This is a genomic window from Pseudomonas sp. P135, assembly GCF_020312125.1.
Classification (GTDB): Bacteria; Pseudomonadota; Gammaproteobacteria; order Pseudomonadales; family Pseudomonadaceae; genus Aquipseudomonas; species Aquipseudomonas fragariae.
Genome location: NZ_JAGPYR010000007.1, coordinates 134,491 through 159,507 on the forward strand (window position 1 = coordinate 134,491; position 25,017 = coordinate 159,507).

At 62.3% G+C, this 25,017-nt stretch carries 19 protein-coding genes; 15 read left to right on the forward strand and 4 right to left on the reverse strand.

Annotated features, from left to right (window positions below):
- The first annotated feature begins 67 nt into the window (after nt 1-67).
- The 4 genes from KBY08_RS13150 (at nt 68) to KBY08_RS13165 (ending at nt 4,789) form a co-directional block, all read left to right on the forward strand.
- Nucleotides 68-439: a translation initiation factor Sui1 gene (locus KBY08_RS13150; protein WP_003313912.1), complete on the forward strand. Its 372-nt coding sequence runs from the start codon at nt 68-70 to the stop codon at nt 437-439.
- Nucleotides 440-527: 88 nt separating this feature from the next.
- On the forward strand, nt 528-2,441 hold the full coding sequence (gene speA / locus KBY08_RS13155; RefSeq protein ID WP_003399746.1) for an arginine decarboxylase: 1,914 nt from the start codon (nt 528-530) through the stop codon (nt 2,439-2,441).
- A 255-nt stretch (nt 2,442-2,696) separates the two neighbouring features.
- Nucleotides 2,697-3,806 (forward strand): contractile injection system protein, VgrG/Pvc8 family, encoded by a 1,110-nt coding sequence (locus KBY08_RS13160; protein WP_054092236.1) that lies wholly within the window; start codon nt 2,697-2,699, stop codon nt 3,804-3,806.
- 80 nt (nt 3,807-3,886) lie between these two features.
- Entirely contained in the window at nt 3,887-4,789 is a 903-nt protein-coding gene (locus KBY08_RS13165; RefSeq protein ID WP_060409436.1) for an alpha/beta hydrolase, read from the forward strand.
- Here the strand turns inward: KBY08_RS13165 and KBY08_RS13170 are convergent.
- Nucleotides 4,783-6,123 (reverse strand): MATE family efflux transporter, encoded by a 1,341-nt coding sequence (locus KBY08_RS13170; RefSeq protein ID WP_054092238.1) that lies wholly within the window; start codon nt 6,121-6,123, stop codon nt 4,783-4,785. The two genes, KBY08_RS13165 and KBY08_RS13170, sit on opposite strands and share 7 nt — an antisense overlap.
- Nucleotides 6,124-6,419: 296 nt before the next feature.
- Between KBY08_RS13170 and KBY08_RS13175 the strand changes: the two genes are divergently transcribed.
- Nucleotides 6,420-11,366, forward strand: a complete 4,947-nt coding sequence (locus tag KBY08_RS13175; protein ID WP_225651161.1) for an alpha-2-macroglobulin family protein — start codon at nt 6,420-6,422, stop codon at nt 11,364-11,366.
- A 330-nt stretch (nt 11,367-11,696) separates the two neighbouring features.
- Here the strand turns inward: KBY08_RS13175 and KBY08_RS13180 are convergent, their stop codons facing one another.
- Nucleotides 11,697-11,990 (reverse strand): hypothetical protein, encoded by a 294-nt coding sequence (locus tag KBY08_RS13180; RefSeq protein ID WP_003307908.1) that lies wholly within the window; start codon nt 11,988-11,990, stop codon nt 11,697-11,699.
- Nucleotides 11,991-12,085: 95 nt separating this feature from the next.
- On the opposite strand from KBY08_RS13180, the gene pbpC reads away from it, so the two are divergent.
- Nucleotides 12,086-14,434 (forward strand): peptidoglycan glycosyltransferase PbpC, encoded by a 2,349-nt coding sequence (gene pbpC / locus KBY08_RS13185; RefSeq protein WP_058822758.1) that lies wholly within the window; start codon nt 12,086-12,088, stop codon nt 14,432-14,434.
- Nucleotides 14,435-14,554: 120 nt separating this feature from the next.
- Here the strand turns inward: pbpC and KBY08_RS13190 are convergent, their stop codons facing one another.
- Both KBY08_RS13190 and KBY08_RS13195 read right to left on the reverse strand, forming a co-directional pair.
- Entirely contained in the window at nt 14,555-14,962 is a 408-nt protein-coding gene (locus tag KBY08_RS13190) for a response regulator (RefSeq protein WP_003340978.1), read from the reverse strand.
- Between the two features lie 41 nt (nt 14,963-15,003).
- Nucleotides 15,004-15,231, reverse strand: coding sequence for a Flp family type IVb pilin (locus KBY08_RS13195; RefSeq protein WP_058398697.1), 228 nt, complete (start codon nt 15,229-15,231; stop codon nt 15,004-15,006).
- 320 nt (nt 15,232-15,551) lie between these two features.
- Here KBY08_RS13195 and cpaB point away from each other — a divergent pair, with 320 nt between their 5' ends.
- From cpaB to KBY08_RS13240, 9 genes are all read left to right on the forward strand, one after another.
- Nucleotides 15,552-16,511 (forward strand): Flp pilus assembly protein CpaB, encoded by a 960-nt coding sequence (gene cpaB / locus KBY08_RS13200; RefSeq protein WP_058398698.1) that lies wholly within the window; start codon nt 15,552-15,554, stop codon nt 16,509-16,511.
- Between the two features lie 20 nt (nt 16,512-16,531).
- Nucleotides 16,532-17,782: a type II and III secretion system protein family protein gene (locus KBY08_RS13205; RefSeq protein WP_111522216.1), complete on the forward strand. Its 1,251-nt coding sequence runs from the start codon at nt 16,532-16,534 to the stop codon at nt 17,780-17,782.
- A complete protein-coding gene (locus KBY08_RS13210; protein ID WP_003399727.1) occupies nt 17,779-18,969 on the forward strand; it encodes an AAA family ATPase in 1,191 nt (396 codons plus the stop codon). The genes KBY08_RS13205 and KBY08_RS13210 overlap by 4 nt, the downstream gene beginning before the upstream one ends.
- Nucleotides 18,969-20,225, forward strand: coding sequence for a CpaF family protein (locus KBY08_RS13215; RefSeq protein WP_003399726.1), 1,257 nt, complete (start codon nt 18,969-18,971; stop codon nt 20,223-20,225). Before KBY08_RS13210 ends, KBY08_RS13215 begins: the two co-directional genes overlap by 1 nt.
- Before the next feature lie 18 nt (nt 20,226-20,243).
- Nucleotides 20,244-21,128 (forward strand): type II secretion system F family protein, encoded by an 885-nt coding sequence (locus tag KBY08_RS13220; protein WP_111522217.1) that lies wholly within the window; start codon nt 20,244-20,246, stop codon nt 21,126-21,128.
- Between the two features lies 1 nt (nt 21,129).
- Nucleotides 21,130-22,014, forward strand: coding sequence for a type II secretion system F family protein (locus KBY08_RS13225; protein WP_104723102.1), 885 nt, complete (start codon nt 21,130-21,132; stop codon nt 22,012-22,014).
- A gap of 35 nt (nt 22,015-22,049) precedes the next feature.
- Nucleotides 22,050-22,787, forward strand: a complete 738-nt coding sequence (locus KBY08_RS13230) for a hypothetical protein (RefSeq protein WP_103359821.1) — start codon at nt 22,050-22,052, stop codon at nt 22,785-22,787.
- The gene (locus KBY08_RS13235; RefSeq protein ID WP_003399719.1) at nt 22,784-23,056 is read left to right on the forward strand and encodes a DUF3613 domain-containing protein; all 273 of its coding nucleotides are present in this window, start codon (nt 22,784-22,786) and stop codon (nt 23,054-23,056) included. The genes KBY08_RS13230 and KBY08_RS13235 overlap by 4 nt, the downstream gene beginning before the upstream one ends.
- A gap of 106 nt (nt 23,057-23,162) precedes the next feature.
- Complete coding sequence (locus KBY08_RS13240) at nt 23,163-24,953, forward strand: protein-disulfide reductase DsbD (RefSeq protein ID WP_263870080.1); 1,791 nt, start codon at nt 23,163-23,165, stop codon at nt 24,951-24,953.
- Nucleotides 24,954-25,017 lie beyond the last annotated feature (64 nt).

Below are 25,017 nucleotides of genomic sequence, written 5' to 3' on the forward strand. Positions count from 1 at the left end.
GGGGCTTCGCGGTCGATGGCTCGTACGAGTCCGACCCATCTTCAGTCCTCAACAAGAGGATGTTTGCGTGGCTAAAAAAGCCGCTTCTCTCGCCGCCCTGGGTGGCCTGGTATTTTCAACCGACGCTGGGCGCCACTGCCCCGATTGTCGTCAACCCGTTGCCGAGTGCACCTGCAAACAGACGGCCATCCCCGAAGGTGACGGCATTGCCCGTGTACGTCGTGAAAGCAAGGGCCGGGGCGGCAAGACCGTCACCACCATTAGCGGCGTCCCGCTGGCCGAAGAACCGCTCAAAGAGTTGGCCAAGGCTCTCAAGCAACGCTGCGGCACAGGCGGATCGCTCAAGGAAGGCGTGATCGAGATTCAGGGCGATCACGTCGAACTGCTGTTGGCAGAGCTGATCAAAAAAGGCTTCAAGGCTAAAAAGTCCGGCGGCTGAACCCGCGAATCAAATCGTCATTTCCACCCATTACAATGCGCGCAGTCAGCTTCAGGCTGGCGCAACGACTTATTTATAGGGGACTTCGATGTCCGTAAGACGCACACGTAAAGACGATGGCAGCCAATGGACCGTTGCGGACAGCCGCAGCGTTTACGGCATTCGCCATTGGGGCGCGGGTTATTTTGCTATCAACGAAGCGGGACGCGTTGAAGTCCGTCCCAACGGGCCGGACAGCTCGCCCATCGATCTTTACGAACAGGTCGACAATTTGCGCAAGAGCGGCCTGTCGCTGCCCTTGCTGGTGCGCTTCCCCGACATTCTGCAGGACCGTGTGCGTCAGCTGACCGGCGCGTTCGACAGCAACATCGCGCGCCTGGAATACCAGAGCAAGTACACCGCGCTGTACCCGATCAAGGTCAACCAGCAGGAAGCGGTGGTGGAAAACATCATCGCCACGCAGAACGTCTCCATCGGCCTGGAAGCGGGCTCCAAGCCTGAGCTGATGGCGGTGCTGGCACTGGCGCCCAAAGGCGGCACCATCGTCTGCAACGGTTACAAGGACCGTGAGTTCATCCGTCTGGCGCTGATGGGCCAGAAGCTGGGCCACAACGTGTTCATCGTCATCGAGAAAGAGTCCGAAGTCGAACTGGTGATCGAAGAAGCCGCCGAGCTGAAGGTCGCCCCACAGGTCGGTCTGCGCGTGCGCCTGTCTTCCCTGGCGTCGAGCAAATGGGCGGATACCGGTGGCGAGAAATCCAAGTTCGGTCTGTCGGCCGCGCAATTGCTGTCGGTGGTCGAGCGTTTCCGCAAGGCCGGCCTGGATCAGGGCATCCGCCTGCTGCACTTCCACATGGGCTCGCAGATCGCCAACCTGGCCGACTATCAGCACGGTTTCAAGGAGGCGATCCGTTACTACGGCGAACTGCGCAAGCTCGGCCTGCCGGTGGATTACATCGATGTCGGGGGTGGTCTGGGGGTCGATTACGACGGTACGCACTCGCGCAACGCCAGCTCGATCAACTACGACATGGACGACTATGCAGGCGTCGTGGTCGGCATGCTCAAGGAATTCTGCGACGCGCAAAGCCTGCCGCACCCGCATATCTTCTCGGAAAGCGGCCGCTCGCTGACCGCCCACCACGCCATGCTGGTGGTGCAGGTGACCGACGTCGAAAAACACAACGACGAAGTGCCGGAAATCGCCGACAAGGCCAGCCTGCCGGAAACCGTGCAATGGCTGGTCGACCTGCTGGGCCCGACCGACATCGAGATGGTCACCGAAACCTACTGGCGCGCCACGCACTACATGAGCGACATCGCGGCACAGTACGCCGATGGCAAGATCAGCCTGTCGGAAAAGGCGCTGGGCGAGCAATGCTACTTCGCCGTCTGCCGTCGCCTGTACAACTCGCTGAAAGCCCGTCAACGCTCGCATCGTCAGGTGCTGGACGAGCTCAACGACAAGCTGGCCGACAAGTACATCTGCAACTTCTCGGTGTTCCAGAGCCTGCCGGACACCTGGGCCATTGGCCAGGTGCTGCCGATTCTGCCCCTGCACCGCCTGAATGAAGAGCCGGTGCGCCGCGCCGTGCTGCAGGACCTGACCTGCGATTCGGACGGCAAGATCAAGCAGTACGTCGACGAGCAGAGCATCGAGACCAGCATGCCGGTGCATTCGCTGAACGAAGGCGAAGACTATCTGCTGGGGATCTTCCTGGTGGGTGCCTACCAGGAAATTCTCGGCGACATGCACAACCTGTTCGGTGATACCGATTCGGTGAACATCTACCAGAACCCGGACGGCAGCGTTTACCACGCAGGCATCGAAACCCACGACACCATCGAAGACATGCTGCGCTACGTGCACCTGTCGCCGGAAGAACTGATGACCCATTACCGGGACAAAGTCGCCAGCGCCAAGATCACCCCACGCGAGCGCACCTACTTCCTCGATGCCTTGCGCCTGGGGCTGACCCGCTCGTCGTACCTGTCGTCCTGATCGTTGCGCGGAGCCAGATCTAACTGCTTATCGTGCCAATGCTGCGCATTGGCATGCAGTTCGTGACGCGGAGCGTGAGGAACGAGAGGTGCCCGTAACCACCGCCCCCCATGCTCCGCACTCATACAGCCCCCACTCGATGTAATCCCCCGCCAACACTTGCTGTAGGCAACGTCCTGTTCTACCTGCAGACCTCTACCCTGCCCGGCTTCTGCGCGAGAATCCGCGGTCGCACTCCCGGTAGAGAAGCCCTCCATGTCCGACCCCGCCAGCGCGCCATTCCTTCATCTGGAGATTGCCCGCCTGCAGCGCCGTTTCAGCGTCGTATCGTTCAGCGCAACCGAAGCGATCAGCCAGCCGTATGCCATCGAGCTGGAAATCCTCGGCGACGGCTTCGATCTGGACCTGACCAGCCTGATGTACAAACCTGCCTGGCTGAGCTGCGGCAGCGAGCCCGGATTTCATGGGCAAGGCTTTCACGGTCAGATTCACGGCGCGACCCGCAAGCATTACCACCCCGGCCCGGCCTGCTACACGCTGCTGATGGGACCTCGACTGGCCTGCCTCGGGCTACGCCACCACTCACGTATCTTTCAGCACATGACCGCCACGCGGATCATCGCCCAGGTGCTGGAAGAACATGGTTTGCAGCACTGCTTCCGCTTTGCCCAGCAGACGCAATGCAGCGAGCGCGAAAGCTGCGTGCAGTACCAGGAATCCGACCTGCAACTGGTCCAGCGGCTGTGCGCAGAAGAAGGCATTCACTACCATTTCGTCCACTCGCGTCGCCGCCACGAGTTGGTCTTTGGTGCCATCCCCCGGGAAGCCGGATTCAAAACACCTGTCCCGGCACCGCGCCCCGCCATTGCGCCACTGCAGCGTGGCTGGATCAGCGGTCGCGACGGCGAACCGGCCAGGACCGATGCGTCAGGCCGGGTGCATGTTCGCCTCGAATGGGAGTGGCAACGCCCCGAGGGCCCCGACGCCGGCTGTTGGCTGCATCTGGCTGCGGGGCTGGACATCGAATGTCGGGGTGGCATGGCAGTGATTGTGAGCTTTTGCGCAGACGATACCCGCCCGCCGCAGATTACCGGCTGTTTGTCAGCGCTGGCAGACAAAGATGGTCGCAGGAATGATCAAGCACGTGCCGATAATGTTGAGATGCACCTCGACTGGCAGGTGATCACCGGGCCAGACCGACAACTGCAACTGGCGGACGGGACCCGCCTGGAACTGGCTGAAGGCAGCACACTGACAGTCGATGCCGGAGCGAGTACGGTACAGATCGACGACAGTGGCCTCACGTTGAGCAGCCCGCGCGTCAGCTTTGCCAGCCCATCGAGTGATCCGCGCAGCAGTGAATGACGTAGCAGCAACTGTGCGGCACTGGGACGAAGCGTGACGGTCTCAGGCATATCCGACTTACCTTCCAGAGCCTCTCCGCTATGATCCGAGTGATTTTCCTGACACTGATGACCGGTGCCGTACTGGCAGTGCTGTCCGGTTGCTCGCCTTTGAAGCTGCTCAATACGTTGAACCCGAGCGGCCCTGTCGATCATGTCTATAACCTGGCGTACGGGCCGGATCCACGTAATACGCTGGATGTCTACACGCCCAAGGCGAAACCGGCCAAGGCACCGGTCGTGGTGTTTTTCTACGGCGGCAGCTGGAACAGCGGCTCGAAGGCCGATTACGCGTTCGTCGGCGAAGCGCTGGCCGCACGAGGTATGGTGGTGGTTATCGCCGACTACAGGCTGTATCCACAGGTACGTTACCCCAGCTTTCTGGAAGACTCGGCCAAGGCGCTGGCCTGGGCGCACAAGCATGCAAACACCTACGGGGGCGACCCGAGCCGCCTGTACGTGATGGGCCACAGCGCCGGGGCCTACAACGCCGCAATGCTCGCGCTCGACCCGCGCTGGCTGGCGCGCGAAGGCTTGTCGCCCTCCATCCTCAGCGGCTGGATCGGGCTGGCCGGGCCTTATGACTTCCTGCCCATCGAGAACCCGGACGTGAAGCCAGTGTTCTTCTTCCCCAATTCCCCGCTGGATTCGCAACCCATCAATCACGTCACGTCCAGCGCGCCACCGGCACTGCTGATGGCCTCGCACACCGACTCGCTGGTCAACCCCAAGCGCAACACCGGCGGCCTGGCCAGGGCGTTGCGTGAAGCTGGCGTGCCGGTGCGCGACCTGTATTTCTCACGCACCAATCACGGCACGCTGGTCGGCGCATTCGCCAGATTGCTGAGCGGTCTGGCCCCTGTGGTCGACGAGGTGGACATGTTCGTCAGGCACACGCCGCAAACGGCATCCGAAAAGAACGCAACCGGGCCAAAGGCTCAGTGAACGAACCAGCCGTCCCTGCGTGTCAGCCGCCAGGCAATGGTCCCCAGGCTCAGGCCGCGCAACAGTGTAAAAGCCAGGAACGTCAGCCATAAGGCGTGGTTGCCGTGGCTGGAAGCCAGATAAGCCAATGGCGCGATGCCCGCTGCGCTGAACAGCATCGCGTTACGCATTTCCCGCGCACGGGTGGCACCGATGAACAGGCCGTCCAGCAGGTAGCTCCACACGGCCAGCAACGGCATCAGCGCGAGATACGGCAGATACGTCATCGCGGTGGCGCGCACTTCCGGAATATCGGTCTGCAGGCTGACGAAGCCCTGCCCGGCCACCAGAAAGAACAGCGCAAACACTACGCTGGAAATCAGTGACCAGCCCCCCGCGACCACCAGAGAGCGTCGCAACGTATCCCGGTCCCGCGCGCCGATGGCATGCCCGCACAGCGCTTCGACCGCATGCGCCAGCCCATCCAGGGCATGGGCAGTCAACAGCAGGCCATTGAGCAGCAAGGCATTGGCGGCAACCGTCGCATCCCCCAGGCGAGCGCCCTGCACGGTGATCAGGAACATCACCGATTGCAGCGCCAGCGTGCGCAGAAAGATGTCCCGGTTGACGGCCAGCAAGGGCCGCCAGTTGCTCCACAGCCGCAAGGCCGACCAGACAATCCGGCCCGGCCAGGCGCGCAAGGTGTTACGTGCCAGCAGCAGACCGAGCACCACGCCGGTCCACTCCGCGAGTACCGAAGCACGCGCCGAGCCGACCACGCCCCAGTCCAGCCCCATGACGAACCACAGATTGAGCACGATGTTGACGGCATTGGTCACCAGCAGAATCGCCAGTGGCGCCCGAGCGTTCTGCGCACCCAGAAACCAGCCGACCAGTGCATAACTGGCCAGCGCCGCAGGCAGGCCGAACAGTCGGGTATGGAAGAAATCCAGGGTCATTTGCTGCAGATCGGCAGACGGCTGCATCATCGTCAGCGCCAGATGGCTGAACGGCAAGGCGATCACACCCAGCAACAACGCCAGCCCGACAGCCAGCAGCAGCCCCTGCAACAGAATCCGCCGCAACGCAGCGCTGTCACTGCGCCCTGCCGCCTGCGCGGCAAACCCGGTGGTGCCCATGCGCAGAAAGCCCATGGCCCAGGCGAGAAAGGTATACAGCGTCGCGCCCACCGCCACGGCGCCCAGCTGATGGGCGTGGGGCAAATGACCGATCACCGCACTGTCGACCAGCGCCACCAGCGGAACGGAAATATTCGACAGAATCATCGGCGTCGCCAGCGCCCAGACACGACGATGGGTTGAGCGATGACGCCAGTCAGTGAGCAACGTAGACATGAGAACTCCCGGCAAGGCGGGCATTGTAGCCAGATCAAACGCGGGGTGTCCCAGCGTTTCGATACGTCCGGAAAGGGTACTCATGCCTCGAAAGCTGCGGCGTTATCGTTGCGCACGCTCCAGCCTGGGAATGCATTTCGTGACGCTCTGCGTCACCCACTGCATGCCAACGCGGAGCATAGGCACGATAGTCAGTCCGTTCGATAGATGACCTTACTGGTCAATCTGACAGTAATACTTGTCATCACGACTGTTATATAGTCGCCCCCTCTCTACCGTTGCCGATGAGTGCCCCCATGCTAAACAAAGGATTGTTTCTGGCTTGCGCGCTTGCGCTGCTGAGCGCCTGTGATTCTTCGTCCACAGATAAACCCGCGCCCGCCACGGCCCCCACGACCCAGGCAACGGTCACCGACACAAAGCCCAAACCCGCAGTCGACCTCGCCGCGCTGAGCAAGCGCTACGCAGGCCGTGAACTGACGGTCATCGATGTCTCGGAAATCCAGGTCGACGGCGCAAGCACGCTGTCGGTAAGCCTCTCGGAACCGCTCGACCCCGAGCAGAAATTCGACGAAAAACTCCATCTGGTGGACAGCAAGAGCGGCAAGGTCGACGGTGCCTGGGAGCTCTCGGACAACCTCATGGAATTGCGCCTGCGCCACCTGGAGCCGCAGCGCAAACTGGTCCTGACCGTCGATGCCGGGTTGCTGGCCGTCAACAAGGCCAAACTCGCCGCCGAATACATCAGCCGCCTGGAAACCCGCGACCTGCAGCCCTCTGTCGGTTTCGCCAGCCGTGGCAGCCTGCTGCCGACCCGTCTGGCCGAGGGCCTGCCGGTGATCGCGCTGAACGTCGACAAGGTGGATGTCGAGTTCTTCCGCATCAAACCCGATTCGATGCCGAACTTCCTCGCCCAGTGGGACGGCGCGTCGAGCCTGTCCAGCTACAGTTCCGAAGAACTGCTGCCCATGGCCGATCTGATCTACAGCGGCCGCTTCGACCTCAAGCCCGCGCGCAACACCCGCGAAACCCTGTTGCTGCCGATTGCCGGTATCAAGCCCCTGCAACAGCCAGGCGTTTATCTGGCGGTGATGCGCGCCTCGGGCACCTACAGCTACTCGCAGCCAGCCACCCTGTTGACGCTCAGTGACATCGGCCTGTCGGTGCACCGTTACAGCAACCGTCTGGACGTCTTCACGCAAGCGCTCGAGGGTGGCAAGGCGCTGAGTGATATCAGCGTCGATGTGTATGACGACAACGGCAAGGTCGTCGCCCAGGGCAAGACCGACAGCGACGGCCACGCGCAACTGCCATTGCCGGCCAAGGCTGCCGTGGTACTGGCGCACAAGGACGAACAGACCAGCATGCTGCGCCTCAACAGCTCGGCGCTGGACCTGGCCGAATTCGATATCTCCGGCCCGCAGGCTCACCCCCTGCAATTCTTCATCTTCGGCCCGCGCGACCTGTATCGCCCCGGCGAAACCGTGCTGCTCAACGGCCTGCTGCGCGACAGCGACGGCAACACCGTCAAGCCGCAGCCCATCACCGTCGAAGTGCGCCGTCCCGATGATCAGGTCAGCCGCAAATTCGTCTGGGAAGCCGACAGCAACGGTTTCTACCAGTATCAATTGCCGCTTGCCGACGAGGCCCCCACCGGACGCTGGCAACTGGTGTTCGACCTGGGCGACGGCAAACCGCAGCTCTACGAGTTCAAGGTCGAGGACTTCCTGCCTGAGCGTCTGGCGCTGGAGCTCAAGGGCAGCAACACGCCGGTGGCGCCTGCTGACAACCCGCAATTCGATATCACTGGCCGCTACCTGTACGGCGCCCCGGCTTCGGGCAATACGCTGACCGGCCAGGTCTATGTCCGCCCGCTGCGCGAGGCGGTGCCGAAGCTGCCGGGCTATCAGTTCGGCTCGATCACCGAGGAAGACCTCAAGCATGATCTGGAGCTTGAACCCGTCACCCTCGATGCCGAAGGTCATTCAACGCTCGCCGTACAGAGCGAGTGGGCGCAGGCCAAATCGCCGCTGCAACTGATTCTGCAAGCCAGCCTGCAAGAGTCCGGCGGGCGGCCGATCACCCGTCGTCTGGTGCAGCCCATCTGGCCGGCCGAACAGCTGCCCGGCGTACGTGCCCTGTTCGGCAGCAGCGCAGGCAATGACGACTACGACGACGAAGCCAAGGGCGAGGCGCAGACCAACGGCGACGGCCCGGCCGATTTTGAAATTGTCATGGCCGACGCGGCGGGCAACAAGCTGGCGGCTGACAACGTGAAAGTCCGGCTGATCCGCGAGCGCCGCGATTACTACTGGAACTACTCGGCCGACGACGGCTGGAGTTACCACTTCAACGAGAAATTCCTCAACCTCAACGAAGAAACCGTCAGCATCACCAAGGACGCCACCGCCAGGGTCAGCTTCCCGGTCGAATGGGGTCCTTACCGTGTCGAGGTGGAAGATCCGTCCACCGGAATGGTCAGCAGCCTGCGCTTTTGGGCCGGTTACCGCTGGCAGGACAACACTGACGGCGGCGCGGTCAGGCCGGATCAGGTCAAGCTGGCGCTGGACAAGCCGGCCTACAACGACGGCGACACCGCGAAAGTCACTGTCACTCCTCCGGCTGCGGGCAAGGGTTATCTGCTGATCGAGTCCAGTGAAGGCCCGCTGTGGTGGCAGGAAATCGACGTGCCTGCCGAAGGCAAATCGTATGACATCCCGCTGGACAAAAAATGGGCGCGCCACGACCTGTACGTCACCGCTCTGGTGATACGCCCCGGTGAACGCAAGGCCAATGTCACACCCAAGCGCGCCGTGGGTGTGCTGCACCTGCCGCTGGACCGGGCGCAGCGCAAGCTGGCGCTGACGCTCACCGCGCCGGAGAAAATGCGCCCCAGACAACCGCTGACCCTCAAGGTCGCCGCCAAAAATGCTGACGGCAGCGTACCCAAACAGGTCCATGTGCTGGTGTCGGCGGTGGACGTCGGCATCCTCAATATCACCAGCTACGCGACGCCCGATCCGTTTGCCAGCCTGTTTGGCCGCAAGCAGTACGGCGCAGACCAACTGGACATCTACGGTCAGTTGATCGAAGCCGGTCAGGGGCGCCTGGCAAGCATGGCGTTCGGTGGCGATGCACTGGCGAAGGGCGGCAAACGTCCGGACACCAGCGTCACCATCGTGGCGCTGCAAAGTGCGCCGGTGACGCTCAATGACGCCGGTGAAGGTGAAGTCAGCGTCGATATCCCGGACTTCAACGGCGAGCTGCGCGTCATGGCTCAAGCCTGGACCGACGACCGCTACGGCATGGCCGAGGCGAAAACCGTGGTTGCTGCGCCGATCATCGCCGAACTGTCGACGCCGCGCTTTCTTGCCGGCGGCGACCAGACCAGCGTGGCGCTGGACGTCTCCAACCTGTCGGGCAAGGCACAGAAGCTGGACGTGAACATCAGCGCTGAGGGCCAGTTGAGCCTTCCGGGCGGCGAGCAGAGCAAGCCCCTGCAGCTCAAGGACGGCCAGCGCGTCACCCTGAAGATTCCGGTGCTGGCGCAGGGCGGCCTGGGTCAGGGCAAGATCAAGGTACTGGTCGAAGGTCTGGAACTGCCGGGCGAAAACCTGCCGGCCTTCACCCGCGAATGGACCGTCGGTGTGCGCCCGGCCTACCCGGCGATGCTCAAGCATTACCGCGCCACCCTCAATGATCAGCCCTGGAGCCTGCCGGAGGGCGCGCTGGAAGCGTTCGAACCGGCCGGTCGTGAGGCGCTGCTGTCGTTGTCGAGCCGTCCGCCCTTGAACCTCGGCGAACAGATTCGCGCATTGAAAGCCTACCCCTACGGCTGCCTGGAACAGACCGCCAGTGGCCTGTACCCGTCGCTGTATGCCGATGCTGCAACCCTCAAGCGCCTGGGCCTGACCGGCGAAACGGATGCCGAACGCAAGCGCAAGGTCGAGATTGGCATCGAGCGGCTGCTGGGCATGCAACGTTACAACGGCAGTTTTGGCCTGTGGGGCTCGGACAGCGATGAGGAATACTGGCTGACGGCGTATGTCACCGATTTTCTGCTGCGCGCCCGCGATCAGGGCTTTGCCGTGCCGCCGGATGCGCTGAAGAAAGCCAGTGAACGCCTACTGCGTTATCTGCAGGATGCCGGCCAGATTCAGGTCAATTACAGCCAGAACGCCGAACATACGCGCTTCGCTGTGCAAGCCTATGCCGGGCAGGTGCTGTCACGCAGTCAGCAGGCACCGCTCGCGGCCTTGCGCAGCCTGTTCGACCGCCGCAGTGACGCACGCTCCGGCCTGCCGCTGGTGCAACTGGCAGTCGCGCTGGAAAAAATGGGCGACAAACCCCGCGCCGACCAGGCCCTGCTGGCGGGCCTGGCCGCCAGCCGCAAGAATGAATGGCTGGCTGACTACGGCAGTTCGCTGCGTGATCAGGCGCTGATACTGGCATTGCTGGAAGAAAACGACCTCGGCAAAGACAAGCGTGATGAGCGCCTGTTTGCCTTGGCCGATGAGGTGGCCGCCAATCGTTACCTGTCCACGCAGGAAAGCAATTCACTGTTCATGGCTGGCCGCAACCTGCTGGGCAAAGCGGAAAAGGACTGGACCGCCAGCATCGCCAGCGGCACTCAAACCCGCGAGCTGAGCAACCGGCAGCCGGGCCTCAAGCTGGACGGTTCGCTGCTGGCCTCGCCGCTTTCGGTACACAACCAGAGCAGCGAAGCGCTTTACCAGCAACTGACCGTCTCCGGTTATCCCACCCAGGCGCCTGCGGCGGGTGGCGAAAACCTGAGCATTCGCCGCGAGTACCTGAACCTGAGCGGCGCACCACTGAACATTGGCGCCTTGAAAACCGGGCAACTGGTGCTGGTGCACCTGGAGATCGGTGCCAAACAGCGCGTGCCGGATGCGTTGGCGGTGGACCTGCTGCCTGCGGGCCTGGAGCTGGAAAACCAGAACCTGGCGCAAAGCGCGGCCAGCCTGGAAGACGCCAGCGAGGAGGTGAAAACCATCCGTGAGTCGATGGAAAACGCCGGGATCAAGCATCAGGAATATCGCGGCGATCGTTACGTGGCAGCCCTGGACATCGACGGCAGCAGCACCGTGCACCTGCTCTACCTTGCGCGAGCCGTCACCCCGGGCACCTACCGCGTACCGCCGCCACAGGTCGAATCCATGTACCGCCCGAACTGGCAAGCCCTGGGCGAAGCGCCAGCGCAGATGGTGGTGAAGGGGAAATGATCGATTACTGACTGGAAGGCGTGACAGTTAGGGCAAGCTCGCTCGCAAATGGCCCGACACACCACAGCTCCAGTAGGAGCGACCGGGGCGGCGATCCGCATTGTTCGCGAAAGGGCCGGTACATCCGCTGAAGATGTATCGCCCGTACCAGAGCCTTCGCGAACAAGTTCGCTCCTACAAAAGTAAAAAGTGTCTCAGATGTGCGCCACAGAAACGATCGAGGCACCATACACAACTGCCCCGACACACCGCAGATCCAGTGGGAGCGAGCTTGCTCGCGAAGGCGTCGCCCCGTTCACCCGCCATGGCGGCGGGTTAGCCTTCAACGCATCAATGAATGATCCAGCTCAGCAACCAGAGGCCCAGCGCCAGCCAGATGATGCCAAGGATGATCGAAGCGCGCATGAAGGCGCGAACCGCCGAGTACAGCAGCATCAGGCCGATGACCAGTGCGATGATGCTGATCAGCGAGGTGTCCATGCCCAGCGTGCGAGACAAGCCATCGACAAAATTTCCCCCGGCATGGGTAAACCCGTTGAACAACCACGCCAGACCGTCGACAAAGAAGCGAATGATCGCGCCGATGGCCTGCCCGAGCCATTCAAAAAAGCCTTCTACCTGCATATGTACGTCCTGATTGGGGTCGTGAAGAAAATGGTCTGTCCGCTTTGGCTGTCGCAATGCGTGTCAGGTTCCGTGGATCATAAAGGCTCTTTGCGTTGAAACCTGAATTTCTTCTGCGCCTGCCACGAACATTCAAGTGGCTGGCGGGCGCGATCATGCTGCTGATCGCCCTCCTCTGGCTGGCCGACCGACTCTGGCCGCTGCCACTGCCCAGGGACGATCTGGCTCGCGTCGTCCTGGCCGAGGACGGCACGCCACTGTGGCGCTTTGCCGACGCCAATGGCGTGTGGCGCTACCCGGTCAGCAACGAGCAGGTCTCGCCCTACTACCTCGAAGCCCTGCTGACCTACGAAGACCGCTGGTTCTACAGCCATCCCGGGGTGAATCCGCTGGCGCTGTTACGCGCCACCTGGCAAAACCTCAGCGGTGCCCGTGTAGTCTCGGGCGGCAGCACACTGTCGATGCAAGTGGCGCGGTTGCTCGATCCGCATTCACGCACACTATCCGGCAAGTTCCGCCAGCTGTGGCGCACGCTGCAACTTGAGTGGCACCTGTCCAAGGATCAGATCCTCAGTCTGTACCTCAATCGCGCCCCGTTCGGCGGCACACTGCAAGGCGTCGCAGCCGCCAGTTGGGCCTATCTGGGCAAGTCGCCGCAAAACCTGACCCGCGCCGAGGCGGCATTGCTGGCGGTGCTGCCACAGGCGCCAAGCCGCCTGCGTCCTGATCGTCACCCGCAGCGCGCGCAACAGGCCCGCGACAAGGTGCTGAGGCGTCTGGCAGAGTTTCAGGTGTGGCCGCAAGCAAGCGTGAACGAAGCACTGGAAGAGCCATTGTGGCTGGCACCGCGACAGGAACCGAGCCTGGCGCCGCTGCTGGCCCGACGCCTGAATCGCCCCAACAGCCCGCCACTGATCCGCACCACGCTGGACGCGTCACTGCAACGGCGCATGGAAGACCTGCTGATGGGCTGGCGCGCACGCCTCCCGGAGCGAACGTCGGCAGCGATTCTGGTGGTCGAGGCTGAGAACATGGCCGTGCGCGCGTACGTCGGCTCGGTGGACATCAATGACGCCAAGCGTTTCGGCCATGTGGACATGGTCACCGCCTTGCGTTCGCCGGGCTCGACGCTCAAGCCGTTCCTGTACGGCATGGCCATGGACGCCGGGCTGATCCACTCCGAATCCCTGATGCAGGACGTGCCGCGGCGCTATGGCGACTATCGACCGGGCAACTTTTCGAGCGGCTTCGGCGGACCGGTGGCAGCCAGTTCGGCGCTGTCGATGTCCCTCAACCTGCCTGCCGTGCAATTGCTGGAAGTCTACGGGCCGAAGCGCTTCGCCGCCGAACTGCGCAATGGCGGCGTCCCCCTGAGCCTGCCGCCGCTGGCCGAGCCCAGTCTGGCACTGATTCTTGGTGGCGCGAGCAGTCGGTTAGAGGACTTGGTGACAGGCTACAGCGCCTTCGCGCGCGGCGGGCGCAGTGCCGATGTTCGACTGCAACCGCAGGACCGACTGCGCGAGCGGCGCATGATGTCACCGGGCGCTGCGTGGATCATTCGCCGCATTCTCAGTGGTCAGTCGCGACCGGACATCGACCCGCGCGCCGAGCTGGTACAGCGCCCGCAGCTGGCCTGGAAAACCGGCACCAGCTATGGCTTCCGCGATGCCTGGGCGATTGGCGTCGGGCCGCGTTTCCTGGTCGGTGTCTGGATCGGCCGGCCGGATGGCACACCGGTGCCAGGGCAGTTCGGGCTGGCTTCGGCGGCGCCGCTGATGCTTCAGGTGCACGATGTGCTGGTCAATCGCGACAGCCAGCGCGGGATCGCCGCACCGGTGCAACCCGTGCCGCAGAACGTCGGTGTGGCTGCCATCTGCTGGCCGCTGGGTCAACCGATGAGCAAAAGCGACCCCAATTGCCGGCGCCAACGCTTCGCCTGGACGCTGGACGGCACCGCGCCGCCCACCCTGCAAGCGGCCGACCAACCGCTCGGGTTGGGTTTGCAGGAGCGCGTCTGGATCAATGCCAGGGGGTTGCGCGTCGCGGCCAATTGCCCGGACGCCCGAGCGCAGGACATCGCGCTGTGGCCTGCGCCTCTGGAGCCCTGGCTGCCCAAGGCAGAGCGGCGTGATGCACGCCTGCCACCCGCTGACCCGGATTGCCCGCCACAGAACCTGAACCTGGCGCCCCCGCTGAGCATTGTCGGTGTGCGCGAAGGCGACAACCTGCGCCTGCCTGCCGCCAGTCGTCAGGCTTTACGCCTCACGCTCTCGGCACTCGGCGGCAGCGGCCATCGCTGGTGGTTTATCGATGGCAAACCTCTGTCAGACACCGACACCCGGCAAGACTTCACCCCCACCCTGAGCAAACCGGGGCGTTATCAGTTAAGCGTGCTGGACGAGAGCGGCCAGACGGCGCGGGTTGAATTCAGCGTGGTGGAGTGAACGCAGACGGGTGTCGCAGAGCGTTACGAAAGGCATTCCCACTGGAGCGTGAGGAACGACAGGCCTTTGACTTCGTGCCCATACTCCGGCGTGAGCATGCTGCTGGGCGCGAGCCTGCCGTCACTGAACCTGAAAAACCTTCGGCTCGGGAAACAGGTTGTTGAGGGTTTCCAGCAAACGGACGTGATAGATCGGCTTGCGAAACAGGTCAAGCACGTGCAAACGCAGCAGGTCGCTGACGTCATCCATGTCGGCATGGCCGGAGGTGACGATAACGGGCAAATGCTGACGTGAGGTGTGATCGCGCAGGTGACGAATCAACTGGATGCCGCTTTCCTCCGGCATCCGCAGGTCAGTGATCACCAACGCGATATCCGGATGGAGGGTCAACTGGTGCAAGGCCATCTTGACGGAAGACGCCGTGAAACAGCAGAACCCCTCACCTTCGAGCAGTTCTGCCAATTCCTCGTTTGCGTCCTCTTCGTCATCAACCAGAAGCAGTTGTTGGCGGATGGGGTGGACAGCCATGTGGTTCTCTCAACAGGGTGAACTCATGTCGCAATCATAGACTACCCCGCAGCAGGTGTGGAGGCCCCTGTCGTAGTACCCGTCAAGGCAGTCTGAATCTTTGTGAAAATCGCCCCCACACTTGCGCTGATCGTTGGAACAAAAGCAATCAACGCCACGGCAACCATCGCCGCTACCAAAGCGTATTCAATACCTGACGCCGCCTCACGATCCCTCAAAAAACAACTGATCCGGGTATAAGCGCCTACATAAATCTTGGTCAGGAACATCTCATTTCTCCTTGCGCCTCCGAGACGCGAACATGCATGACACATGCGAAACTGTGTGCCCCTCCAGCATTGTCTGCAATCCATAAACCCACAATCGCAACAAAGTATTAACCGGAAAGTTATAGTCCCTACACTCCCCAAAAAAACAAAGGACTCAAACGGCGTCTCGTCAGTAAAAAACCCTTATATACCAAAGCACAATGGCGCTTTTGAATGAATGCGCTAATGTCATTAAAAGCCGTTATGCCGTTCACCGTTGCTGTGTTTAAAGTTGATGCACCGGTTCGAGAATATCCTGCGATGACAAAGGGAAACTTGCCATGAGCAGTCGTGTCACCATGGTGCTCGCTGTACTGTTTTTGCTGGGTGCGTTAATCGCTGGATATCTGGGAATTGTTGTCGGCAGACCAACTGAGGTGCCTGTTGAACCCCCACCATCGGCGCCACCTGTAACCACCGAACAAACCATCCCGCCTGCGCCGACTCCTCCCGTCGAGGACGCTCTGCGTCACAACGTCGTGGTGTTGGCCAGGGATATCCCTGCCTACACCGCAATCACGGCCGATGACCTGACCATCGAGCGCCTCAAGGTCGCCCCACCCGGGAGCTTTGAAGCGATCGACAAGATCGTCGGGCGCAGCAGCTGGCGCACGCTGACCGCCGGAAGCTGGCTCACCGAGAGCAACTTCGAAGCAGGCGGCACCTTGGCGCGAATGATTCGGCCACACGAGCGGGCCCTGGCGTTACAGGTCGATGAAGTGACGGGCGCCTCCGGGCAACTCAGCCCCGGCGACTACGTGGATGTGCTGCTTTACCTGCCTGAGGACGTGAGCAATCCGAATCGGTCGAGCCAGGTCGTGGTGCCTGCCCTGCGCATTCTCGGCGTTGGCGCGCTGCTCGGTCCGGACCGCAACGGCAAACCGGTGCAGGACCTCAACGCTGACGAACGCCTCAAACAGGAGCAGCAGCGAATCAACGCGCGAACCGTCACGGTCGCGGTGCCGCAGGCCCTGGTGGCGCGCCTGATGCTGGCGTCGCAAACCGGTGTCCTGCGTCTGGCCGTGCGCAGCGCCGACGAGGGCAACCTGCAGGATTACTGGGCCAACGAAGCCAGCGGCCCTGACGCTGCCGAGCGACTCGATTCAGCCAACCGCCAACTGGTCAGCTTCAGACAACTGAGCCTGGGGCCGGCCAGCGCGCCAACAGCAGGCGCAACCCCGCGTACGTCTCGCGCTGTCGAGGTCATACGCGGTAACCAGATCACGCAACAAACTCCCTGATTGAGCAAGGATTGCATTTGATGAGCTGTTGTTCCGTGCCAGTTATAAAACCCCGTTTGCTGGCGTTAGCCATCGCGACATTGTGCGCGCCAGGCGCGTGGGCCGCTTCGGGCAGTTGTGCCGGCCTTGCCGCGATGCCGGCGGCCGTGGAAATCGACCAGGGCATTCAACAGGAGGTCCGCTCTGCGGTACCCATCACCCGCATCGCCGTGGGTGATCCGAAAATCGCCGACGTGCACGTCAACGGCACCGACGGTTTTCTGTTGACCGGCGTCGCACAGGGGACGACCAGTCTGATGGTCTGGACGGCCTGCGCAAGCGCGCCGCGCCAGAGCATGGTCTTCGTGCGTGGCCGGGCGACGACCGCCATGGTCGAGAGTGTCACCGCGCCGTCTGCCGATGCGCAGTTACCCAGCCAGGTGCAGACCGACATCCGTTTTATCGAAGTCAGCCGCACCAAGCTCAAGGAAGCCAGTACCTCGATCTTCGGCAAGGGCTCGAGCAACTTTCTGTTCGGCGCGCCCGGCACGGTACCGGGCGTCAACGTCACACCTGGCGCTGTGGGCGGCATAACGCCGAGCATTCCGCTGAACAACAGCAATTTCAATATCGTCTGGGGCGGTGGCAGCAGCAAGGTGCTGGGCATGATCAACGCCATGGAAAACAGCGGCTACGCCTACACCCTGGCACGCCCCAGCCTGGTCGCCCTCAACGGGCAAAGCGCGAGCTTTCTGGCCGGCGGCGAATTCCCGGTGCCGGTGCCCAATGGTGAAGGCAACGGTATCTCCATCGAGTACAAGGAGTTTGGCGTGCGCCTGACCCTGACCCCGACTGTCGTGGGCCGGGATCGGATTCTGCTGAAGGTCGCGCCGGAAGTCAGCGAGCTGGACTTCTCGGCCGGTATCACCATCGCCGGGACCACCGTGCCAGCACTCAACATCCGCCGTACCGATACCAGCATTGCGCTTGCCGACGGCGAGAGCTTCGTGGTCAGCGGCCTGATCAGTTCCAGCAACAGCGGTTCGGTGGACAAGTTTCCCGGCCTCGGCGACATCCCGATTCTCGGTGCCTTTTTCCGCAGCTCGCAAATCCAGCGCGACGAGCGCGAACTGCTGATGATCGTCACTCCGCATCTGGTCCAGCCACTGGCCGCCAACGCCCGGCTGCCGTCGCTGCCGGGTGAGGCACTGCGCACCTATGACCCGAGCTTCCCGCGCCTGTATTTTCTGGAAAACGGCGATTTCGACCGCCGCGACGGGTTATCCAAATGAGCCAGAGCCTGAGCCAGACCTTCCTGGCAATCACCCGTAACAATACCGACCTGGAGTGGCTGCAAAGTGCCCTGGGTTCGTTGGGCCAGGTGGTCAGTGCCGGTACGGGCAGCCTCGACGACCTGCTGGCGCTGGTGGACGTGACGTTCGCCAGCGTGGTGTTCGTCGGCCTGGACCGTGAGCATTTGATGACCCAGAGCGCCCTGATCGAAAGTGCGCTGGAAGCCAAACCGATGCTGGCCATCGTTGCGCTCGGCGATGGCATGGATAACCAGCTGGTGCTCAATGCCATGCGCGCAGGGGCAAGGGACTTCGTTGCCTATGGCTCTCGCTCCAGTGAGGTCGCCGGTCTGGTCAGACGCCTGAGCAAGCGCCTGCCCGCCGTGACGCCCAACCCGAACATGAGCGGCCTGTCGGTGCTGTACGGCGTACAAAGCGATGACGACGGGGCCTTGATCGCGACGCACCTGGCGATGGTCGTGCACAAGAGCGGGCAGCGTACGCTGCTGCTGGACCTCGGCCTGCCACGCGGCGACAGCCTGTTGATGCTCGGTCTTGAGTCGACCTTCAGCTTCGGTGACGCCCTGCGCCACTTGCGCAGGCTCGATGCAACGCTGATCGACAGTGCTTTCACCACCAGCGAAAGCGGCCTGCGCATTCTGGCTTACAGCGAAGCCGACGATCATCTGGAACAGTCCAGTGCCGCCGAGCTTTATATGCTGCTCAGCGCGCTGCGCCAGCATTTTCAGCATGTGGTGGTGAACCTGGTAGGTCAGCCGGACAGCGAGGCCTTGCGCTCGCTGGTCAGCCATTGCGATCAGTTGCTGTGGTACACCGACCAGAGCGTGCTGGGCTGTCGACGCAACCTGACGGTACTCAACAACTGGCGCGAAAAAGGCATGAAAATGCAGCACGCCGGCCTGCTGGTCGATCGTTATCAGCGCTCGGTCGCGCCCAATTCCGAAACCGTGAGCAAAACCTTCGGCCTGCCGGTGCTGGCGGTACTGCCGCTTGCGCCGGAGTTGCGCCTGAACGCCAAGAATCAGGGCGTGACACTGTTCGAACTGGCGTCACGCGACGCGCTGTGCTCCGGGCTGCGGCGGCTTGGCGAGCATCTGGCACGGCATACCGAGGCTCGCGAGAAAGCCGATCAGGGCTGGCTCGCTCGACTGTGGGGGAACCGGTAATGGCGGAGAAACTGTTTGGCGTCTCATCGCGTACGCAAGGCAAGCCTGACGACGGGCAAGGCCTGAAACTGGTGCTGCACCGTTACATCATCGACGGCATGGAAGAAAGCGGCAAAAGCCTGCTCGAAGGCTCACGACCGGCCCTGGCGCAGTTCGTCATCGACAAGGTGGCCGAATACGTCGCACGGCTGCGGCTGGCCATCTCACGTTACGAAATGGAGCGCCTCGCTGAAGAACTGGTCGACGAACTGACCGGCTTCGGCCCGCTGGAAGTGCTGCTGCGCGACACCTCGGTGACGGAAATTCTGGTCAACGGGCCAGGCAAGGTCTTTGTCGAGCGCGATGGCGTGCTGCACCACACCGACCTGCGCTTTATCGATTCGCACCACGTCGAGCGCGTGATGCAACGCATCCTGGCACCCCTTGGGCGGCGTCTGGACGAGTCTTCACCGATGGTCGACGCACGCCTGCCCGATGGCAGCCGGGTCAACGCCATCATTCCGCCCATTGCGCTGGACGGCCCTTGCCTGTCGATCCGGAAATTCCGCAAGGACATGCTCAAGAGCGCCGACCTGGTGGCCATGCAGACCATCGATCAGTCGATTTTCGAGTTCTTCCAGGAGGCCGTTGGCAAACGCTGCAACATTCTGGTCAGCGGCGGCACCGGCACGGGCAAGACCACCATGCTCAACGTGCTGAGCCAGTTGATCGACAGCCATCAGCGTCTGGTGACCATCGAGGACGTCGCCGAGCTGCAGCTCAGCCACCCGCATGTGGTGCGCCTGGAAACCCGCCCGCCCAACGCCGAAGGGCATGGCGAGGTGCGCGCCAGCGACCTGATCCGCAACTCGCTGCGGATGCGCCCGGACCGCATCATCCTCGGTGAGATTCGCGGCGTCGAAGTGCTGGACGTATTGACGGCGATGAACACCGGCCACGACGGCTCGATGAGTACCGTGCACGCCAACAATGCACAGGATGCCCTGCTGCGTCTGGAAACGCTGGTGGGCCTGACCGGGCGGCTGATCCCGGAAAAGACCCTGCGCCAGATGGTCTGCGCGGCACTGGATGTGATTATCCAGCTGACGCGCCTGCCTGACGGGCGCCGCTGTGTCAGTGAAGTGGTGGAAGTGGTCGGCATCCGCGATGACATCTATGTCACCAATACCCTGTTTCGCGTTGATCGCCGCACCGGGGTCGGTTTCATGCGCGAAGCGGCCCACGCTGCTGGCGACAAGCTGCGGCCTGGCTACTGACATGCTCAAGGAGTCGGCATGAGTGCGTCTCTGGTACTGGGCCTGATCTCCTTGCTGCTGTTTATTGCGTCCATTCGCATGTTCTACCTGGCGCTCAATCAGGGAGCCAGTGAACGGGTCCGGCAGCGGCTGATGGCCGGACAAGTGCAGCCCGTGGCTGAAAAGACCGGTTGGAGCTACCTGGATCGGGCCTTTTTGCGCGCCGGGCTGGGACAGCCGACCAAACGCATGGGCCTGACCTTGTCGCTGTATGCGCTGCTGATACTGATCGGCTACGCAACGACCGGCGTCGTCGGTGCGCTCAGCGTGCTGCTGGCGGTACCTCTGACACTGCGAGTGTTCGTGTCGTGGCGCTATGAGGTGCGCGTGCGCCGCATGATCCAGCAACTGCCGCAATTGCTCGACCATACCGTGCGCAGCCTCAAGTCCGGCAGAACCCTGGCCGACGCAGTGCTGCACGGCATCGACGCCACCGACCAGCCGCTCAAGGACGGCATGAGCCGGATCGAGCGTAACGTACAACTGGGGGTCAGCCTGCCGGATGCGGCAAGGGACTTTGCCGAACTGTATGAGCGCGATGAGTTTCACCTGTTCGCCATCGGCTTGCGGGTCAATCACCGCTACGGCGGCAATGCCAGCGAGCTGATGGAAAACCTGATCAAGCTGATTCGTGATCGGGAACAGGCCGGTCGCCAATTGCGCGCCATGACCGGCGAAACCCGAATGACTGCCGTGGTGCTGGCGCTGCTGCCGATCAGCATGGCCGGTTACTTTCTGGCGGTGAACCCCAGCTATCTGCTGCATATGTGGGACGACGAAAGCGGCAAGATCATGCTGAGCGTGGCCTTCGCCCTGCAGGTCACGGGGTGCGTGGTGTTGTGGCGCATGTTGAGGAGCATTTGAGATGGAACTGTTATTCGCCGCCATGATGCTTGCCGCTGCCGCATTTTTGCTGTTGTCAGGCATAGCCCGTCAACGTAGCAATGAACGCCTGGTGGCCAGACGCTTGAGGGGCCAGGTGATCCGCGAGAGCCGCATCGGCAGCCTGTTGCGGTTGCTCGGCGATACGCGCATTGGGCAGCGCAGTATCAGCCTGGATTCGGAAACCCAGATACTGCTCAACCGCATCGGCTGGCGGCGCGCCAGCAAACGCTCGTTGTTCGCAGCCTGCCAGGTCGGCGTTCCGGTCGGCCTGATGGTCGTGGCCATCCTCGGCCAGATGCTGTTTTTCAAAGGCGTCCAGCAACCGCTCATCGCGCCTATCTTTGCCCTGGGCGCCGGCTATCTGCTGCCCAAGCGGATTCTGGCGAGCGTGGCTCGGCGCCGTCAGAAACAAGTGGTGGTGGAAATCTCTACCTTTATCCCGTTGCTGCGCATCCTGTTCGAGTCCGGCATGGCGGTCGAGCAGGCGCTTCGGGTGCTCAGCAACGAAGGTAAAGACCTGTTGCCGGTACTGTCCGAGGAAATCCGCGTGGTGCTGACGCGCGTCGATTCCGGTCTGGAACTGGGTGAAGAACTGAGAAAAACCGCCGCTGTACTGGACGTCGACGAGTTGAGCGACACCTGTGTGATCCTCAATCAACTGATTCATCAGGGCGGTGGCGCATTGAAGTCCCTGCTCACGCTCAAGCAACTGATCGACGACCGACGCCTGACCCGCCTGCAGGAATACATTTCCAAACTCTCGGCAAAAATGTCGGTGGTCATGATGGTGTTTCTGTTCCCCGCCCTGCTGATTGTGCTGGCCGGGCCCGGATTTATGGCAATAAGCCGCGCACTGGGCAGTTGACCCGGTATTATCTGTGCACGAAAGGACGCATTGCAATGAAACCAGTGATCGTACTACTCGGGCTGCTGTTGCTGGGCGGATGCGCCAGTGATGGTCGCCCCCTCTGGACGCAGACCACGGCTCAGGCGGGTCAGTGCCCCAAGCTGACCTCGGATCAGGAGTTCTCCCTGAATCTGGCTCAGAACATGGCCGATGAAGGCCGGCTGCATGCCAGCCTTGCCAACCTGGAAGGCTTGCCCGACAGCCTGGGCGAAGTCCGCTTGCGCAAGGCCCGGGTGTTGCGGCTATTAGGCAGCAACGAGGCAGAGCCTCTGTACCGCAGCCTGCTGGGCACCTGCCGGGCAGCCGAGGGTGAGCATGGCCTCGGGCAACTGGCTGCGGCGCGTGGTGACAACGCGCTGGCACAGCAACACCTGCTGATGGCCAGCAAGCTGCAACCGACCGATGAAAAGATCCGTAATGACCTGGGCGTCGTCTACCTCAATCAGCTGAAACTGGAACAGGCACGCTTTCAGTTCCTGACGGCCATGGAGCTCAAACAATCGGACTCGCTGGCAGCGGTGAACCTTGCCACGCTGCTGATCTATCAGAACAACTGGACGCAGGCCGCCGAACTGGCGTCGCGGGCCGGGCTGACGCCTGAACAGGTGACCGATGCCCAGGCGCGCGCCGAGCAATTGAGAAAGCCCCTTGCCGCTCCGCGAGCATCTGCACGGCCCATTGCGAGCCTGACAGGGGAAAATGATCGTCAGCCCCAGGAGGTACGACCATGAAGCGCATGATACTCACCGGGTGTGTACTGCTGTTGAGCGCAGGAGATGCCTGGGCGGACAACCATGAAACTTCGCCTTCTGAAACCCGGCAGACCGAGACCTGGCTGCAGCTTCAGGCCAGCGGCAAGGCGGCTTCGCCGACGCCGCAGGTCAATACCGCTGCAGAACGCGACCTCAGTCTGCAACGCTGGCTGGACACCTATAAGTACAAGATCCCGGATTTTTACGATCAGGAGGCTGGCGGCAGCTTTTCCTCGGGCAAGAAATAATTCCGAACCGATAGTGGGCCTGCTGACACCCACTCTTACAACCTGCGCTCGGCAGGCCGCCGGGCACTCCGTTATCATGCGCGGACTTTCGATCTTCGAGACTGCCATGCGCCGTTTGTTATGCCTGCTGCTATTGATCCTGGCCCTGCCCGCCTCCGGCGCCGGTCTGCTGGACAGCCGTCCCTCATCCACCCTGGGCGGTGGCTCGCTGGATAACAGCAAGGACTTCCTGCCTGTGCGTCAGGCCTTTCAGTTGAGCCTGATCGAGACGACGCCGGAGTCGATCAAACTGAGGCTGGTCGCTACCGACGGCTACTACCTGTATCGCCACCGCTTCCAGTTCCGCACCGAGCCTGCCGACATCGGCCTTGGCCAAGCGCAACTGCCCAAGGGCGAGCAGAAACACGACGAGTACTTTGGTGATGTCGAGGTCTATCATGGCATTCTCGATATCGACCTGCCACGCAAACCCGGTGAACAGCGCCCCTTCACCCTCGCCGTCACGTACCAGGGCTGCGCCGACAAGGGCTTGTGCTATCCACCTGAAACCGAGCGCTTGAGCATTGGTGATGTGGCCGCCAGCCCGGCCGAGCAAGCCTCTGCCACCCCACCCGCCGCCACAGCAGCCTGGAGCTGGAAAGAACTGGCGCTGTTTTTTCTCGCCGGCGTAGGCCTGACCTTTACCCCGTGTGTACTGCCGATGCTGCCGATTCTGTCCGGCGTGGTACTGCGCGGTCAGGTAGGCGGATTGCGCGGGCTGAGCCTGTCTCTCGCTTATGTACTGCCGATGGCGGCGTGCTTTGCCCTGCTGGGCGCGCTGATGGGCGTGTTCGGTGCAGGCCTTAACCTGCAGGCGCGCTTGCAATCGGCCTGGGTACTGGTGCCGTTCTCGGCATTCTTCGTGATCTTCGCCATTGCCATGTTCGGCGCTTTCGAACTGCGCCTGCCGCAGTCCATCAGCTCTCGCCTGGACCGTATCGCCGGCAAGACCCAGGGCGGTTCCTTGTGGGGGGCAGCGGTCTTGGGCGTGGTCTCCAGCCTGTTGGTGTCACCTTGCGTATCGGCGCCTCTGGCCGGTGCGCTGTTGTACATCAGCGCCAGCGGCGATGCGCTCGGCGGCGCTCTGAAACTGTTTGCGCTGGGGCTGGGCATGGGCGCGCCGCTGTTGCTGATCGCAACCGGTGGTGCCACATGGCTGCCGAAAAGCGGCCCTTGGCTGGTGACGGTCAAAAATGCCATCGGTGTGCTGCTGCTGGGACTGGCAATCGGCCTGCTGAGCCGCGTGCTGCCAGGACAGGTCACGTTGTTGCTGGTGGGTCTGCTGTCGGCCGGTGTCGCGCTGTTTCTCGGTGCGCTGGAATTCAACATCAAAACCACACGGCAAAAACTCGCCCAGTTGCTGGGGCTGGCGCTGCTGGTCTATGCGCTGGCGTGCTGGTACGGCGCGCTGTCCGGGCAGACCGACCCCATGCGCCCGCTGGGTCGCGAATACGTCACGGCAAATAACGGGGCAGCAGCTCCGGTCGCGTCACAGTGGCAGACGATCACCACCTCCGCCGAACTGGACCGTGTGATGCAGGAAGCCCAGCGCGAGGGCAAACCGCTGGTGCTGGACTGGTATGCCGACTGGTGCATCAGTTGCAAGGTCATCGAACACGAAGTCCTGCCTGACCCGGGTGTGGTCGCCCGCTTGTCGGGTTACAAACAGGTGCGTTTCGACATGACCGACAGCAACGCAGAGCAACGCGCTCTGCTCGACCGGTACAAGCTGTTTGGCCCGCCAGCGCTGCTTTTCTTCGATAAAAACGGCGAAGAACGGCAAACTGTGCGGGTTATCGGCGAAATCGACGCAGCAGGCCTGATTGAGCGTCTGAACAGCACCAATGACCAAAACTGACACCTGAGTCACAAACTTTGCGCGAATATCGCTCATTGTGCTGGCTACTGTTGTTAACTGGACA